The 15,776-nt window shown below is 63.7% G+C and carries 15 protein-coding genes and 1 other RNA gene; 10 read left to right on the top strand and 6 right to left on the bottom strand.

From position 1 onward, the window contains the following. Nucleotide 1: 1 nt before the first annotated feature. From moaC to Q355_RS0101570, 3 genes are all read right to left on the bottom strand, one after another. Nucleotides 2-484, bottom strand: a complete 483-nt coding sequence (gene moaC, locus Q355_RS0101580) for a cyclic pyranopterin monophosphate synthase MoaC (protein ID WP_027876166.1) — start codon at nt 482-484, stop codon at nt 2-4. Between the two features lie 178 nt (nt 485-662). Further along, nucleotides 663-1,433, bottom strand: a complete 771-nt coding sequence (locus Q355_RS0101575; RefSeq protein ID WP_027876165.1) for an ABC transporter permease — start codon at nt 1,431-1,433, stop codon at nt 663-665. 123 nt (nt 1,434-1,556) lie between these two features. Beyond that, nucleotides 1,557-2,474 carry an ABC transporter ATP-binding protein gene (locus Q355_RS0101570; protein ID WP_051529259.1) on the bottom strand — a complete coding sequence of 306 codons (918 nt, stop codon included), beginning with the start codon at nt 2,472-2,474 and terminating at the stop codon, nt 1,557-1,559. A 125-nt stretch (nt 2,475-2,599) separates the two neighbouring features. Here Q355_RS0101570 and Q355_RS0101565 point away from each other — a divergent pair, with 125 nt between their 5' ends. The 3 genes from Q355_RS0101565 to Q355_RS0101555 are packed head-to-tail and all read left to right on the top strand — an operon-like array spanning nt 2,600 to nt 5,607. Beyond that, nucleotides 2,600-3,184, top strand: coding sequence for a hypothetical protein (locus Q355_RS0101565; protein ID WP_027876163.1), 585 nt, complete (start codon nt 2,600-2,602; stop codon nt 3,182-3,184). 19 nt (nt 3,185-3,203) lie between these two features. Beyond that, complete coding sequence (locus tag Q355_RS0101560) at nt 3,204-3,995, top strand: histidinol-phosphatase (RefSeq protein ID WP_027876162.1); 792 nt, start codon at nt 3,204-3,206, stop codon at nt 3,993-3,995. A gap of 4 nt (nt 3,996-3,999) precedes the next feature. After that, entirely contained in the window at nt 4,000-5,607 is a 1,608-nt protein-coding gene (locus Q355_RS0101555; protein WP_027876161.1) for a DNA polymerase/3'-5' exonuclease PolX, read from the top strand. Here Q355_RS0101555 and Q355_RS0101550 read toward each other — a convergent pair. Then, a complete protein-coding gene (locus Q355_RS0101550) occupies nt 5,604-6,047 on the bottom strand; it encodes a CBS domain-containing protein (RefSeq protein ID WP_027876160.1) in 444 nt (147 codons plus the stop codon). The genes Q355_RS0101555 and Q355_RS0101550 overlap by 4 nt on opposite strands. 86 nt (nt 6,048-6,133) lie before the next feature. Here Q355_RS0101550 and Q355_RS15220 point away from each other — a divergent pair, with 86 nt between their 5' ends. Continuing rightward, nucleotides 6,134-6,670 (top strand): flavodoxin domain-containing protein, encoded by a 537-nt coding sequence (locus tag Q355_RS15220; protein WP_051529258.1) that lies wholly within the window; start codon nt 6,134-6,136, stop codon nt 6,668-6,670. Between the two features lie 16 nt (nt 6,671-6,686). Here Q355_RS15220 and Q355_RS0101540 read toward each other — a convergent pair whose 3' ends face one another. After that, complete coding sequence (locus tag Q355_RS0101540) at nt 6,687-8,141, bottom strand: helicase HerA-like domain-containing protein (protein WP_027876159.1); 1,455 nt, start codon at nt 8,139-8,141, stop codon at nt 6,687-6,689. A 136-nt stretch (nt 8,142-8,277) separates the two neighbouring features. On the opposite strand from Q355_RS0101540, the gene Q355_RS0101535 reads away from it, so the two are divergent. Next, nucleotides 8,278-8,730, top strand: a complete 453-nt coding sequence (locus tag Q355_RS0101535) for a hypothetical protein (RefSeq protein WP_027876158.1) — start codon at nt 8,278-8,280, stop codon at nt 8,728-8,730. Here the strand turns inward: Q355_RS0101535 and Q355_RS0101530 are convergent. Next, nucleotides 8,724-9,053 (bottom strand): tRNA-binding protein, encoded by a 330-nt coding sequence (locus Q355_RS0101530; RefSeq protein WP_027876157.1) that lies wholly within the window; start codon nt 9,051-9,053, stop codon nt 8,724-8,726. The two genes, Q355_RS0101535 and Q355_RS0101530, sit on opposite strands and share 7 nt — an antisense overlap. A gap of 108 nt (nt 9,054-9,161) precedes the next feature. Between Q355_RS0101530 and ffs the strand changes: the two genes are divergently transcribed. From ffs to Q355_RS0101510, 5 genes are all read left to right on the top strand, one after another. Further along, an RNA gene (gene ffs / locus Q355_RS16320) (signal recognition particle sRNA small type) lies at nt 9,162-9,261 on the top strand. A gap of 315 nt (nt 9,262-9,576) precedes the next feature. Continuing rightward, entirely contained in the window at nt 9,577-10,593 is a 1,017-nt protein-coding gene (locus Q355_RS0101525; protein WP_027876156.1) for an LptF/LptG family permease, read from the top strand. 55 nt (nt 10,594-10,648) lie between these two features. Continuing rightward, entirely contained in the window at nt 10,649-11,689 is a 1,041-nt protein-coding gene (locus tag Q355_RS0101520; protein ID WP_027876155.1) for an LptF/LptG family permease, read from the top strand. 89 nt (nt 11,690-11,778) lie between these two features. Further along, nucleotides 11,779-14,640, top strand: coding sequence for an LPS-assembly protein LptD (locus Q355_RS15215; RefSeq protein ID WP_245597449.1), 2,862 nt, complete (start codon nt 11,779-11,781; stop codon nt 14,638-14,640). Next, nucleotides 14,641-15,747, top strand: coding sequence for a hypothetical protein (locus Q355_RS0101510; RefSeq protein ID WP_027876154.1), 1,107 nt, complete (start codon nt 14,641-14,643; stop codon nt 15,745-15,747). Nucleotides 15,748-15,776 lie beyond the last annotated feature (29 nt).

Below are 15,776 nucleotides of genomic sequence, written 5' to 3'. Positions count from 1 at the left end.
CTCAGGTGCCGCCCTCCCGCTTCCACTCCCCCGACTTACCCCCGGACTTATGCAAGAGGCGCAGGTCGGTAATTTCCAGGCCCTTGCTGGCTGCTTTGAGCATGTCGTAGACCGTGAGAGCGGCGATGGCGCAGGCCGTGAGGGCCTCCATCTCCACCCCGGTCTCGGCCTTGGTTTTGACGGTCGCGCTGATGTGTACCCTGGCTTCTTCGGGCACAAAACGAAGTTCCACCTTCGCGCTGGTGATGGGTAGCGGGTGGCACAGGGGAATCAGCTCTCCGGTTTTTTTGGCGGCCATGATACCGGCAAGCTGGGCCACGCTTAGGGGGTCGCCCTTCCCTACCCCGCCTTCCCGCAGTGCCCCCACTGCTTCCGGGGTGAGCCGCACGGTGGCCTCAGCGGTAGCGGAGCGCAGGGTGGCGGTCTTTTCGCTTACGTCCACCATGCGCGGCTTGCCGTCTTCAAAATGCGTGAGTTTGCCCATAGCAAAAGCCTAAAGCCAAAGCCCGCTGGACGCCAGACGCTGGTCGGGGTGGGGTTATGCGAAATACCCTTGATTTGTTCTTTTTCTGGGGCCCCCGCCTGAAGCGCGGGCAGCAACAGCCTGAGAAATGATGGTACTCTACCCATCCCTAACGGAACGATTCAGGCGGGGTTAATATTCAGATGTCTTTTCGCTCGAAAATCAGCAGGGCCAGCACCGCAAAGCCCACGGTGTAGATGATGAGCAGGGGCAAGCCCAACCCCACTGTATCCGGGCGGATATAGAGGTCGAGGTAGCTGGTCAGCAGGAAGGGTTGGATGGCGGGAAAGGCCACCAGCAGGCGCATCAACAAGAGGGTCGAGACCGCTGCCAGGGCCGCCGAGGTGGTGCTCAGGAAAACCACCGCATACAGCATGGCCAGAGCCGAAAGGGGCCAGAGCACCACGCCCGCCAGGGCATGGGCCTGCAATAGCTCCATCAGCGCCCCCGCGGGGGTGAGCTGGCCCACACCGGCAAAGCTGCCAGGGCCCAGGCCGGTGCCTCCAGTAAAACTCCCCAGGCCAAAGGGCAGGCCTGCCAGCAACGAGCCGACCAGGCTGGTGGTAAGCAAGATGAAGGGATAAGCCAGCACCACGAAGATTTTGGCCCCCAGCAGGCGGCTGCGGGGGCTGGGGCGCAGCAAAACCGACTTGAGGGTGCCCATCGAGACCTCCGAGCCCAGCACCTCGGCGGCAGCCATGGCGGTCAGGAAGGGGAACAGGAAGTCCATGCCGGTCAGGAGCGAAAGTGCCGGCACCTGCCAGCCCGAAACTAGCTCGAGGCCATACTGCGCCCGCAGCCCCGGCGCAAAGGCCCACAAAATGGGCAGCACCAGTGCCGCCAGCAGCCCAATCTGCACCGAGCGCAGCCGCACCAACTTGCCAAATTCCCAGATCAATACCCGCAGCATGCTTGGCTCCTTCCAGCAGGGCAACGGTAAAACTTCGAAGGGTGTGGATGGGTAGGCGGGAGGGGTAGGGGGCCTTGCATCTGTCTTTTTTCAGGGCCAGTGGCCCAGGCCCCTGATCTCTGGCTAGGCATTTTTCACCCTTTCCCGGTAGTAGTCGTAGAGGTCGAAGTAGTCGGGCTCCAAAAACTGCACCTGGTAGTTCTCACGCACCAGCGCCGCCAACGCCACGTTGGGCGAGCCCTCGAAAATTACGTTCACGTCGCGCAGGCTCACGTTTTGCACCCCGGGCACAGTTTTGAGGAAAGCTGCCGCTCTGGGCGGGTCGTCTACCCGCAGGCGGTAGGTTTCGCCCTTGGTGCCCAGCCTGACCTCCTCCAGCAGCCGCCCACCGCCCAGAATGCCCACCCGGTCGGCGTAGGCCGAGACCTCGCGCAGGTGGTGGGTGGACAGGAGCACCGCCACCCCCTTCCAGGCCAGTTCGGACAGAATCTCGTGCACCTTGCTGATGCCCTGGGGGTCGAGGCCACTGGTGGGTTCATCCAGAATGAGGATTTGCGGCTCGTGCAGAATGGCCGAGGCCAGCCCCAGGCGCTGGCGCTGGCCCAGCGAGTAGGTACGCACCGGTTGGTCGGCTACGGCCAGCAGCTCGAGCCGCGCCAGCACCTCGCGGATGCGGGCCTCGGCGTTGGCCATGCCGGTCAGGAAGGCCACCATCTCGAGGTTTTGCCGCCCGGTCATGTGGGGATAGAAGGCCGCCGGAGCCTCCACCACCGCCCCCAGCGCCCGCCGGGCTAGGTAGCCCCCGTTGTAAATGTCCTGCCCCAGCATCCACACCACCCCCGAGGTGGGGAAGGCCAGGCCCGTGAGCAGGCGGATCAGGGTGGTCTTGCCGGAGCCGTTGGGCCCGGCCAGGGCGTAGACCTCGCCCGGCTGCACGGCAAAGGTAATGTTCTCCAGCACAGGTTTGCGCCCGTACTTTTTACCCAGTTGCTGGGCCTCGAGGGCAGCCCCAGGGGTGCTGGTTGCCACAGTTCCACTCATGGGAGTGATTATACGTACGCAAGGTGCAAGGATATGTTTACCGCAGGCGGGCTGGTCTGCGGTAAAAACCGGCCTGTTGGTGTGCTGGTAAGCGCTGCGGGGTTACTGGGAGTAGACTGTAAGGCGTGATTTTTTTGCTCGAGCAAGCCCCACCGCTGGCCGCCGAGATGGGCGAGGTAGCCGACCTGCAAAAGCTTTTTGCGGCGGGCCTGGCTGTAACACCCACCCTGGTGCTGGTAGGGGTGGAGGCCGAGTTTTACCAGCTGGCCAACCTGGCCGAGCAGATCCGGCGGGCCTTTGCGGGGGTGTTTGGCGCCCGGCTGGACGAGGAAAAACTGGAACAGGCCTGCGCCTTTGCCGAAAAACTGCTGCGCGAGTCGTACCTGCTGCCCGAGCGCGCCGACGAAATCAGGGCCGCTTTGCCAGAAGGCCTGGTGCTGGTGCGCTACGCGGGCGAGTCCCCTTTTGGCCTCGAGGCCGGCAAACAGGAAACCCTCTGGGCGCTCAAGCGGCTGTGGGCCAGCCGCTGGCAGGTGGATGCGGTGCTTTCGCGCGAACCCGAACTGGCCCCACCGGAGGTAGCCAGCCTGGTGCAGGTGGTGGGCGATGCGCTCTCCCCCGATGAGGCGCTGTCGGTTCAGGCCAGCCAGGTATTGGGACGCCAGGCCCAAGTCTGGGTCAGTCAGGGCAAAATAGTACGGGTGCTGTGAGGGGCCGCAGGAGCGAACCATGTACGACAGCCACCTGCACACGCCCCTTTGCAAGCACGCGGTGGGTACGCCTGCCGAGTACGTCCAGGCTGCCCAGAAAGCTGGCCTTCTGGGCATCGTCATGACCGACCATAGCCCCATGCCGGCCTGGTTCGACCCCGAGGTGCGTATGGAGCTGGAGGAGCTGCCCTTCTACCACGCCATGCTGGAGCGGGTGCGGGCCGAGGCCGGTGATTTTTATGTGGGGATTGGCCTCGAGGCCGACTTTCACCCCGGCACCGAGTATTTTGTGCAAAGGCTTTTGGCCCAGTACGACTACGATTACGTCATCGGCTCGGTGCACTACATCGGGGCCTGGCCCTTCGATAACCCGCGCTATGTGGTCGAGTTCGAAGAGCGCGACCTGCGCGAAGTCTACCGGGCCTACTTCAAGCTGGTAGCCCAGGCCGCCCACACCGGTTTGTTTCACGCCATCGGCCACCTGGATCTGCCCAAGGTGATGGGCTACCGCCCCCCCCAGGGCTACGCCGATCTGGCCGAGGAGGCCCTGGAGGTTATCGCGGGCGAGGGGCTGGCCCTGGACGTCAACACCGCCGGCTGGCGCAAAAAAGCCGCCGAGATTTACCCCAGCCCAGAGCTATTGGCCCGGGCCAGGGCCCTGGGGATTCCCGTGGTGCTCGGCTCCGACGCCCACCGGCCCGAGGATGTGGCCCACCGTTTTGCCGACGCGGTCGAAATTTTGCATGCCGCGGGCTATACCCAGGCGGTGGTGTTCAAAGCCGGAAAGCCTGTGGCCTATGCTTTAGGCTAAGGTTATGAACCGGAAAGACCTGGCGGGGATGCTCGAGTACGCCGCCGACCTGATGGAAGTGCTGGGCGAGGGCGAGTTTCGGGCCAAGGCCTACCGCAACGCAGCCCGCAATCTGGAGCAACAGGAAACCGACCTGGCCGAGCTGGCCGCGCGGGGCTTTAAGGGCGTGCCGGGGATAGGGCCGGCGCTGGCCCCGATGTTGACCGAAATCGTCCAGACCGAGGAGTTTCCCTACCTGGCCGAGCTCGAGGGCCGCATACCGCCGGGGGTGCTCGAGCTCTTCCGGGTACAGGGCCTAGGCCCCAAGCGCATTCGGGCGCTGTGGGACAACGGGGTGGGGAGCCTGGAGGAGCTGGTAATTTTTGCCGAGCAGGGCAAAATTCGCACCCTGCCCGGCTTCGGTGCCAAAAGCGAGGCCAGCCTCCTGGAAGCGGCCCGCTACGCCTTGAGCAACATGCGGCGGGTGATGCTGCCGGTGGGACTGGAGGCGGCCCGGCTGCTGCTGGCCGACCTGGAACACGCAGGCCTCAAGGCCGAGCTGGCCGGCAGTGTGCGGCGTGGCCTGGAAACCGTGGGCAACGTCGATCTGGTAGCAGTGGGCACCCCCGCGCAGGTGCGTGCGGCGCTGGGCCGCTTTGTGGAGGAAGCGCAGGGCGAGGTGCTGCTGGGGCGGCTCGAGGGCCTGCCCTTGCGGGTTTTCTGCACCGATGCGGCCTCGTTTGGCAGCGTGCTGGTACAGGCCACCGGTTCGCGGGAGTGGCTCGAGGCCCTTGGGGCGGTGCCCCCCTCGCTCCCCAGCGAAGAACAGGTGTTTGAAGCGCTCAAACTACCCTTTGTGCCGGCTTATTGGCGGGAGAAAGAACACATCGGTCTGCCCGTGCCCCAGACCACACTGCAACCCCCTCTGCGGGGCCTGATTCACGTGCACTCGACCTATTCCGATGGCAGCGCAACCCTGCGCCAGATGGCCGAGGCCGCCCTGGGCCAGGGCCTCGAGTACATGGTCATCTGCGACCACTCCCAAACCGCAAGCTATGCCGGGGGCCTGCGCCCAGCGGACGTGCGGCGCCAGTGGGCCGAAATTGAGGCGCTCAATGCCGAACTGGCCCCCTTTCGCATCCTGCGCGGCATCGAGTCCGACATTCTGCCCGATGGCTCGCTGGACTATCCCGACGAAATTTTGGCCCAGTTCGAGGTGGTGGTGGGCAGCCTGCACGCAGGGCTGAACCTGGGCAAATCAGAACAAACCCAGCGCCTCTTGCGCGCCCTGGACAACCCCTACCTGAGCATCCTGGGCCATCCCAGCGGACGCCTCTTGCTGCGGCGCAAGGGGGCCGAGGCCGACTGGGAGGCGGTGCTGGAACGCGCCCAGCAAAACCACAAGGTGGTGGAGTTCAACTGCAGCCCCTACCGACTCGACCTGGACTGGCGGTGGATGCTGGCCTGGCGCGACCGCCTCAACTTCTCGCTGGGCCCCGACGCGCATAGCCTCGAGGGCCTTGCCGACATTCAGTATGGCCTGCTCTTTGCCCTCAAGGCGGGGCTGCGCCCCGAGCAGGTAGTCAACACCTGGCCCGCCGAGCGGCTAATTGGGCTCAAGAAGATGGCCTAGCCCTGGGGGTTGGTCTCGGCCCCCACCAGGAGCTCGGCCTCGCGCTGCAAAAAGGCCTTTAGCACATCGGTGATGGTAACGATGCCCACCAGCCTGCCCTCGTGCACCACCGGCAGGCCGCCCACCTTGTGCTCGAGCATCAGCTTGGCCGCCGCTTGGAGGGGCAGGGTGTCGGAAACGGTGATGGGATCACGGGTCATGATTTCGCCCACAGTGAGCTTGGAAATCAGGTAGTTGAGCTCCCAGATGGAAAGCGAGGTGGCATCGGAGGGCATGGCTTCCTTGAGGTCGCGGTCGGTTACGATGCCCACCACTCGCCCTTCCTTGACCACCGGCAAGCGACGGAAGCCCCCTTTCTTCATGATTTGCGCGGCTTCGGGCACCGTAATATCCGGTGTAACGACGTCTGGGTTGGGGGTCATAAAATCTTTGACCAGCATTGCGATCACCTCGAGTTCAAGCTACTACACAAAACCGGGGGCAGATGTCTCTGGCTGTCCAACCGCGCTGGTTCTAGTCTCAGGTTATGCAGCGCTGGCGCGTTCTGATTACCTATGCCAGCCCGATGGGCAGCACCCTCGAGGTGGCCCAGGCCATCGCCGAGGTACTGGCACGGCGCAGTTTTTCGGTAGACGTGCGCCCAGTGGACGAGATCGAGCACCTGGAAGGCTACCAGGCCGTGATTGTGGGTAGCCCCATACGCTTTCAGCAATGGCTTCCAGAGGCCAAACACTTTGTACAAACGCACCGCGATGCACTGCGCCAGTTGCCTGTGGTCTACTTTGCGCTTTCGGGCCTGATGAGCGACCCCACCCCGCAGCACTTTCATGAGGTTTACGATTGGTTGTCCGAGGTGCGGGACTTAGTAGAACCGCTCGAGGTAGGTATTTTTGCCGGTGCCCTACACTACGACCGCCTCGAGCACAACCAGCTCGTTCAGGTACTGAGCAAGGGGTTGCCGGAGGGTGATTTTCGCCGCTGGCAGGACATTCGGGCCTGGGCCGAGGATGTGGCCGATCGACTGCAGCTCGAGCTGGCCCGTCGGGAGATCAACAGGATCTAGAGGTTGGCGTTGAGGTTTATCGCTTGCGCTTGCTGCCACCCCCCAACAAGCCCCCCAGCACCCCCCGCACGACGCGCTGCCCCTCGCGGCTGGTCAGGAAGCCCATCGCCCCTTTGGCCAGGTCGCCCAGCAGGTTGCCCTGGGCTGGCTGGGTCGGGGCGGGCATTTTGGGGCTCGAGGGCGACGGCTGCGCTGCCTCGGCGGCCCTGGCCCGCAAAATTTCGTAAGCCGACTCGCGGTCGAGGGTCTTCTCGTAGTGCCCGTACACCGGGGAGTTCCGGATGACCTGCTGGCGCTCCTCGAGGCTGAGCGGAGTCAGTCGGCTACGGGGCGGGTAGATAAGGGCCCGCTCCACCACGCTGGGAATGCCCTTCTCGTCCAGGGTCGAGACCAAAGCCTCGCCCACCCCCATCTCCAGGATTACAGTAGCTACGTCGAGCTTGGGGTTGGGCCGGAAGGTTTGGGCTGCCGCCTTGACCGCTTTCTGGTCACGCGGGGTAAAGGCACGGAGTGCGTGCTGCACGCGGTTACCCAGCTGCCCCAGCACCTCGTCGGGAATGTCCAAGGGGTTCTGGCTCACGAAATACACGCCAACCCCCTTGCTACGGATGAGCCGCACCACCTGCTCGATTTTTTCCCGCAGGGCTTTGGGGGCCTCGTCGAAGAGCAGGTGGGCTTCGTCGAAGAAGAAAACCAGCTTAGGTTTCTCGGGGTCGCCCACCTCGGGGAGCCGCTCGAAGAGTTCTGCGAGCATCCACAGCAAGAAGGTGCTGTAGAGCTTGGGGGATTGCATGAGCTTGTCGGCGGCCAGGATGTTAATCACACCCTTGCCGCCCTGGGTCTGGAGGAGGTCTTCGAGCTGTAGGGCCGGTTCGCCAAAAAACCGATCCCCCCCCTGTTCTTCCAGGGCAATCAGCCCGCGCTGGATGGTGCCGATGGAGGCCGCTGAGATGTTGCCGTACTCGGTCTTGAACTTCTCGGCATTATCGCCCACGAACTGCAGCATAGCCCGCAGGTCTTTCAGGTCCAGGAGCAAAAGCCCGTTGTCGTCGGCGATCTTGAAAACCAGGGTCAGCACCCCGCTCTGGGTTTCGTTGAGGTCGAGCAAGCGGGCCAGCAAGAGCGGCCCCATCTCGGAAACGGTCGTACGCACCGGGTGCCCCTGCTCGCCAAAAACATCCCAGAACACCACCGGATAGGCTTCATACTGGAAGTCTGCGAGACCAAGCTTCTGTACCCGCTCCTCTACCCTGGGGTTTTGCTCACCCGGCTTACACAAACCGGACAAGTCGCCCTTCACATCAGCCATAAAAACCGACACGCCAATGCGGGAGAACTGCTCGGCCAGCACCCGCAGGCTCACGGTCTTGCCGGTTCCGGTAGCCCCGGCGATCAGGCCGTGGCGGTTGGCCATTTTGGGATAGAGGAATACATCGGATTCACCTTTGGCAATGGGAATGGGGTTTGGCATACTGGACTCCTGCTGGATATATTACTTTCTAATGTCCAAATTCGGTCAGCGCATGGCCGTTCAGACCCAACTGAAGGGAGCGTGCCGGGATTCAAGATAGCCGTCCGGATTGGATGATCTTCTTGAATCGCTCATCATGCCCAGGCTACAAAGCCCCTGGTCGCACCACTTGCAGACCGCCATCTGGCGGCGGGAGTGGGGCAAGTTGTATGCGCTGGCGGAGGCTGAACTTCCGGCCCAAGCGGCTCTGCGCCTCTCCAAACCCCCTGCCTTTACCGATCCCGCCGAAGCCCGCTTCGATCTCGAGGCAACCCTGCTTTCCTGGGCGCTCCCCGATTTTGTGGCCTACATGGAAGCGCTTAACAGGTGGCTGGGGAAAAGCGTGTTCCTCGAGCCCGATACTCCCGTCCCCTGGTTGGAGCGCTGGCCCGGCGTGAAGCCGCTCCCTGCCAAACCGCCTGCCTTATGGAACGCGCTGCTCGCGCGTTTACGCTGGCCCAACCCCGATGGCTTTGTGGCTGCCAGCATATTGCAACTGATGGCCTTGGCTCGGGGCGTGGCTCGCTACCAGGAAGGGTTATCTCAGTAGACGCGTCCCCCCAGCGGAACCTCGCGCTCTGCCGAAAGCAGCACCACCCGCCCCTGGGCGTCGGGCAGGCCCAGCACCAGCACCTCGGACCTAAAGCCAGCAATGTTGCGTTCGCCCAGGTTGGTCGCGCAGATCACCAGCCGCCCCACCAGGGCTTCGGGGGTGTACAGCTCGGTAAGCTGGGCGCTGCTTTGCTTGACCCCCAAAGGGCCCAGGTCTATCCACAGTTGATAGGCAGGTTTACGGGCCTTAGGGTGGGGCTCAGCCTTTTGAATTCGTCCGACGCGCAGCTCGAGGGTCTGAAAAGCATCGTAGGGCGTCATGAGGCCAGTGTCCACGCCCCATTACCCACAGTCAAGCCTGCTTTGGTGCTTTCAGGTCTTACCAAAACTTTTGCATTTATGCCCTCCTGTGTTATTCTCTGGGGTGCGTCCTCGGTCTGACGCGGCGCACCAGCGTGAACCGGGTCAGGGCCGGAAGGCAGCAGCCCTAAGCGCCACGGAGCGGGTGCCGTCAGGTAGCCGGGGACGCTTTTTTGGGACAGGCCATCACGGGGGCACCAGAACGCGGTTCCCCCGTGCTTTTAAACGTTTTCAGGCAGGTAAGGCACAACCAGGGAGTATTTGACCTACACATTAATGCTGGCCTACAGACCTACTGGCTGCTGTGTAGACACAATGCGCCACTCCTCTGCGGGACAAGCTGCAGGGATCGAAAACCCGGTTGCAGCCATGGGGCCCCGTCCGCTCGAGCGGTTACTGTGCACAACAAAAACGGCGCACATGTTGTTATTGGTTGTCAAATTGACCGCTTCTCACCCAGCATCACCGTATACTTCGCTCTGGGATGTTGCAGCGTTATTTATTGCGCGAAACGTTGTCGCTATATCTGCTGGGCGTGCTGCTATTCGTTGGGCTCATCACCTTCGACCTGCTCTCCTCGCTCTCGGGGGCCTTTTTGCGGGCTAAGACCCCGGTGGTTGAAATTGTCCAGATGGTGGCCTACCGGGTGCCCTACACCCTAGGCATTGCGCTGCCGCTGGGTCTGGTGTTTGCCCTGCTGGTAGCCCTGGCCCGCTGGATTCGCCAGTCCGAACTCAAAGCCACCTACGCCGCCGGCGTTCCCCCGCGCACCTTTATTGGGCCGGTGCTGGTACTGGGACTGGTGGTGGGGGCTGTGGTGCTGCTTAACGAGGGCTGGCTCAAACCCATTGCCCAGGAGCGCTTCGAAGCATTGCAGTACAAGATCTACTACGGCTCGGAGCCCTCCGGCGTGCTAACCGACCGCACCTACACCCCTCAGGGCCTGGGCGTCTATTACGCACAGCGCATCTATCCGCCGGCCCAGGGCGAGGGCGGCTCTCGCTTGGAAGGCATCCGGGTGGTGGAGCCGGGCGGTTCGATCTGGAGCGCCGAGCGGGGTGTCTGGGTGAACGGAGCCTGGCGCCTGCAAAAGGCCTATCGGGTAGACCCCAGCGGCAAAATCTACCAGGAAGACGAGCACCCCCTGCCCTTCCCTGTCGGGGTACAGCCCAAGGCCCTCTCCTACGAAGCCATGCGAATGCCCGAGCTGCATGCCGTAGCGAAAGCCGACCCCGCCGCGCAGTTTCCCCTGGCCCGTCGGTACGCCAACGCAGCCGGAGCAGTGGTGCTGGCCTGGCTGGCCATTGTGATTGGCCTTTCGCTACGCGAGTCGGCCTGGGCCTTTATTGCTGTGGTAGGGCTTATTTTTGGCTACTGGACGCTTTTTACCCTATCGGCCCAGTTCGCCCGCTTCGACCTGTGGGGCGCTTATGGCGCCTGGCTGCCCAATATCGTGTATGGAGGGCTGGCCCTCCTTGGCACCTGGAGGCTAGCCCGATGAAATTGCCAGGCAAAGCTGTTTGGCAACACACCGCCGCAGAGCTCGGGAGGTTGTAGTGAATGTGCTCGACCGCTACCTGATCAAAGAGGTGGGCACCTATGTGCTGGGGGCCCTGGCGGTGGTGGTGCTGGCCTTGCTGGGTGGTGCCCTGTACGAGGTGCTGGCGCCGCTTCTGGCCCGCGGGGCCGACCCCTGGGTGGTAAGCCAGTACCTGGCCTTCCGGGTGCCCGAGGCGCTGGTACGCGGAACACCGCTGGCCTTTTTGTTTGCGCTTTTGCTGGTGCTCTCGCGCATGGGCGAGGAGTCCGAGCTCAAGGCCATGCTGGCCGGAGGAGTCTCCAAGCTACGGGTGCTGTTCCCACTGCTGCTGCTGGGCACTTTTTTGTTTGTGGTGTGCCTGCTGGCAGCCGATAGCCTGGTCCCGCGAAGCCTGCAGCAAGGGCAAAACGTGCTGCGGCAGGCGGTGCTGCAAAAGCCCCGGGCCTTGCTCCAACCCGGCACCCGGCTGGTGGACGCCTACGGGCGCATTGTGTATGTGGGCCAGGTGGGCGATACCGGCATCGGCCAGGTGCGGGTCATCGCTTCCGAGGAAATTCTGCTCGCCGAGAAAGGCCGCTTCGAGCAGGGCGCGCTGGTGCTTTCCGAAGGAATGCGGGTGACCTACGGAGGGGCCAGGCCCCGCACCGTCGCACGTTTTGAGCGGGCCACGGTGCCGCTGGTGGAGCTTTCCCTCGAGCCCCCCGGCGGCCTGTTTAGTCTGACCGTGGCCGAGCTGCATCAGCGCATCGCCCAGTACCGCGCCCAGGGGCTGCCCTATCATGCCGAACTAACCGCCCTGCAGCGCAAGTGGGCCGAGCCTGCGGCGGTCTACTCCTTCGCTATTTTTGCCGTGGGGCTGGCCTTCTTCCTGCTGGGGGGTAGCCGCAGTCTGGGCATGCTGGGGGTGGTGGTGCTCACCTTCATCTACTACGCCACCTGGAGTGTGGGGCGCATCATGGGTGAGCAGGGAGTGCTGCACCCTATCCTTGCAGCTTGGGGGCCCAATTTGCTCTACGCGCTGGCCGGGTTGGCTCTGCTGAGGCTAGGGAAAAGGTAAACATGCAGACGGCAGCGCTTCGCACAATGTATCTGACCGGGCTACGCCCACGCCCCCCCTCTCTCTTTCTCCCTTTTCTGCTCTCATTCTTGGTTTTTTTTGCACCCGCCCTGGCCCAGGAAACCGAAGCGGCCCCGGCCTCGGGAGGCAAAAGGCTGAAGATCCTCGAGGCCGAGCGCTTAGAGCTACGCAACGAGGCGGGCGAGGAGCTGGTGATTCTGGTGGGCAATCCGGTCAAGATGGATCGGGACGGCGAAAGCATCGAGGCCCCCAGGGTCATCTTTAACCGCACCAAAAAACGCCTGCTGCTTTTGGGCGGGGTGCGCTATCAGGATAAGCAAGGGCAGCTCATCGAGGCCGAGGAGCTCGAGCTCTTCACCGACGACGAGAGTTTCGAGGCCCTGGAGGTAAAAATCGAGTCGGGCGAGTTTTTCCTGAGTGGCCCCATCTGCCAACGGGCCGCCGGGCAGATTCTCTTGCAGGAGGGCTACCTGACCCCCTGCCAGCGCTGCGAGCAGGAGGTGGCCGACTATGCCTTCCAGGCCAGGGAAGTGGTGCTCTACCCGGGCGACCGGATTATTGCCCGGGGGGTGTGGGTCTTGCTGCGCGGGGAACGCACTTTGTACCTGCCGGTGCTGCTCTTGTTTTTGAACGAGCGGCGGCCCAAGCTCGAGTTCGGCCAGAGCGAGAGCGACGGGGTGTTTGTGAGCGCCGACCTGCCCTACGTCTCCGACTTTGGCATCGGCTTTACCCTGCTGCGCTATTTCGAGCGGCGCGGCTGGGGGTTTGGCTTCGACCACTATGGGGTAGGGGCGGCCCAGGAACGCTACCAGTTTCTCTACCTGCCCCCACCTGCCGGGCTGGTACTGCCCGACAGCGACCCGCGCAAGGACGGAATTTTCAAGTACCGCTTAAGTTACAAGCTCGAGGAGCCCGCGTGGCGGCTGGAGGGGCAGGTCGTGCGCGATGACAGCCCGCAGGCCGAGCCGCGTTTTTTACAGGGGGCGGGGGGCCAGCCCGACTACACCACCTTTTTGCTTGAAGGGGCCACCCGGCAAACCCCCGCCAACCCCGAGCCGCTTTACCGCCTGACCCTGGACGGCTACATCGACCACAACCCCCTGGCCCTGCCCAACGAGCGCACCACCCCTAAACGCCTGCCCGAGGCCGAGGTCACTTTTCCCCGTGGCCTCGAGGGCGAGTTTCGCCTCAACGGGCGGGTTTTGCTGGGCTACTACGAGGCCCCCTCCAACCCCCTCAACCGCAGTGCCCGGCGGCTGGGGCCCTACATTGGGGCAGGACGGCTCTGGGTAGAACACCGCAGCAGCTACCGTCCGGCCACGCCGCCCTGGCCCGGCTTTAGCTTTAGCGTCGAGAACACTTTTATTGGCCGTTACTACAGCACCCAGAACCTCGACCCCCAGGGCAACCCCACCGAGTTCGAGCGCCTGATCCGCTGGGATACCCGCGCCAGCCTGGGCCAGACCCTGGGGGCTTTTAGTGTGAACCTGAGTGTGAGCCGCAATGCGGTGGAAGGTGAAACCCCCTTTCAATTCGACTTCGAGCGGCCCCAGCGTACTAGCCGCCTCGAGGGCTCCTTCAGATTCAACCCCGACCCCATTTTTTCCTTTACCGCACGGGCCAGCCGCGACCTCGAGCGCCGCATCTTCGACCCACCCGCCGAGTTCGCCCTTACCTCGCGCCCCTTTCCCTGGCTCAGCTTGACCGCCAGCGCCAGCCGCGACATAGAGCTGGGCCGCTGGGGCCTGTTGCGCACGAGCCTGGGCCTGGCGCCCACCCCCTTTAGCCTGAACCTGACCTACGAGCGGCAGCTCGAGCTGGGCCTCGACCGCCTGCTTAGCCTGAGCGCCGCCTACAACCCCCAGCCCTTCAACTTCTCGCTGCGCACCGGCTACCGCTTCTGGGAGGTGCAGGAAAAAGAAACCCGCCCCCGCGAGCAGATTCCCCTGATTGCCCGCTACGACCCGCTCGAGCTCGCCGCCAGCTACAACCCCCCCGGCAACACCACCTCGCTCACCCACAGCCGCGACCTGAACAACGGGCAGGCCATCCGCACCGAGCTGAACGTATTCTTGCAAGACCCCCCGGACTCTTTCCGCCTGCGCCAGAGCCTTACCCACCTCTACACCCCCCTGCCCTCCCTGACCAACCCCAACCCCCTCCCCACCCCTGGGCTCTTAGACGGCCTGGCCCAGCTCACCCTGAGCCTGCACACCTTTGTGTTTACCCACAGCATCGGCTTTAGCCCCGGCAGCGAGTCCCGCTTCCGGCTGGGCTACCAGTACAGCGCCGACCTTTGGCAGGCCGACCTCCTGTGGAACTACCGCGAGGGGCTTTTACGCAACCCCCGCCTGGCCCTGCGGGCAGCGGTGCGCGAGCCCGATATTTTCATTAACGAAGTTTCGGCTGAATTTCATTTCCCCGAAAGCGAGAACCCCCTCACCCTCGAGGACGACACCCAGGCCTTCCTGCGCTTTTTGCGCTTCAATGGCGAGCTGGAAATATTCCCCGCCCCCCTGCGCCCCGAAGACCCCCCCGGTCTGTCGTTGCAGGGGTTGGTGGGCCTCGAGCGCCTAACGGACAACAGCGGCCGCTTCCGCGTGACCCTGCGCGAGTTTGGCCCCACCTTTAGCTTTATGGGCACAGAAAAAACCCGCCTGTTCTACCGCATCGTCTGGAACGCCCCGGAAAGCGGGGGGGTAAACCCCAAGCAGTTGTTTTTGCCCAACCTCGAGGGCACCATCCTGCGCCCACGCTTCGAGTGGATAGTTGACCGTTGCTGCTGGGCCTTCCGGGCCAGCCTGGACGCCCTCAAGCAGGAGCTCAAGTTTTCCTTTGCCCTGGGGGGTGATGCCGCAGAGTTCCTGTTCAACCAGAACAACATCGTCCTGCCGGGCGGCATCAAGCTCCCCGTCCCTGGAGGACGCTAAATGAAGCAGCCTGCCCTGACCCTAAGCCTGCTCTTTGCCCTCTCCGCCTGCACCGGCAGCAGCGAAGAACCCACCCGCGCCCTGCTGGCAGCGGCAATTAACAACCCAAGCGGCCTCACCTACCAGATTCGCTTTTTCCAAAGCAGCACCCTCCAGCCCGGCAATTTCGACCCGCCCCGCCGGGTGGGCAGTTGGGACATAGACGAGCCCATCGTAACGCTGCTTTACCGTCGCAGCCTGGAGCAAGGGGTGAACGACCAGCTCTGGGTGCTGACCCCAAGCCGCCTGCGCCGGTACAACACCCGCAACCTGAGCGTGGACGATGTGGGAACCCCCCAGCTCGACGGCTTCGACGAGGCCCTGAATGTGGACTGCGGCAGGGGCTACTTGCGCCAGGGGCAGAGCCGCCTCCTGTTGGTCTGCCCGCCCGCCACCCCAGCGCGCCCCGAGGAGTACCGGGCCTGGCTGATTCCCTTCACCGCAACCGCCCTGCCCGCCCCCGTCAATTTTCAGGACCCGAACCTGGTGCGCCTGAGCACGCCCGCCCGGCTCACCCTGGGCCCAAACGACCAGCTGCTCTATCTGACACCCAGCCAGTTCGGGCAGTACGATTTCGTGAACCCCTTTATCGAACGGCCCCTGAGCCTGAGCGGCTCGAGCCCCACCGACCTGATTTTTGCCAACGGCCTGGCCCTGGGCCTCTTCGACGACAACGACCCCACCACCACCGATACCACCCTGGCTACCTGGAACCTGAGCCCCACCGGCGAGGTCGGGCTGGTGCGGGACAGCAACATCGCAGCCCGCTTTTTCGCTAGGGGCGCGCCTCCGGTCTTCGTTCTGGGCAGCGGCTTAGCCCGCTTCGAGGGGGGCTTCCAACTGCCCCGCGAACAAGAAACCGGACTCTCGCGCTTCCTGCGCTACAGCACCGCCACCGTGGGCATTGACCAGTTTCTCTACGCCGCCCAACAGGACAGCCTCTCCCTCGTGGTGATTGACCTGACCGTGAACATCGCCAGCGCCCTCACCAGCGCGGGGGTGCGCTTTTCCTCACTGGGCAGCCTCCAGGAGCGCATCAGCGGGCTGGCTTTTATTCCCGTAGAGTAGCCGGGTGTCCCTGTACTCCCAGGCACGAC

The sequence above is a fragment of the Meiothermus cerbereus DSM 11376 genome, from assembly GCF_000620065.1.
GTDB classification, from domain to species: domain Bacteria; phylum Deinococcota; class Deinococci; order Deinococcales; family Thermaceae; genus Meiothermus; species Meiothermus cerbereus.
The sequence above is the reverse complement of the archived record's forward strand: the minus strand, read 5'-3'. Positions and strand labels throughout refer to the sequence as shown.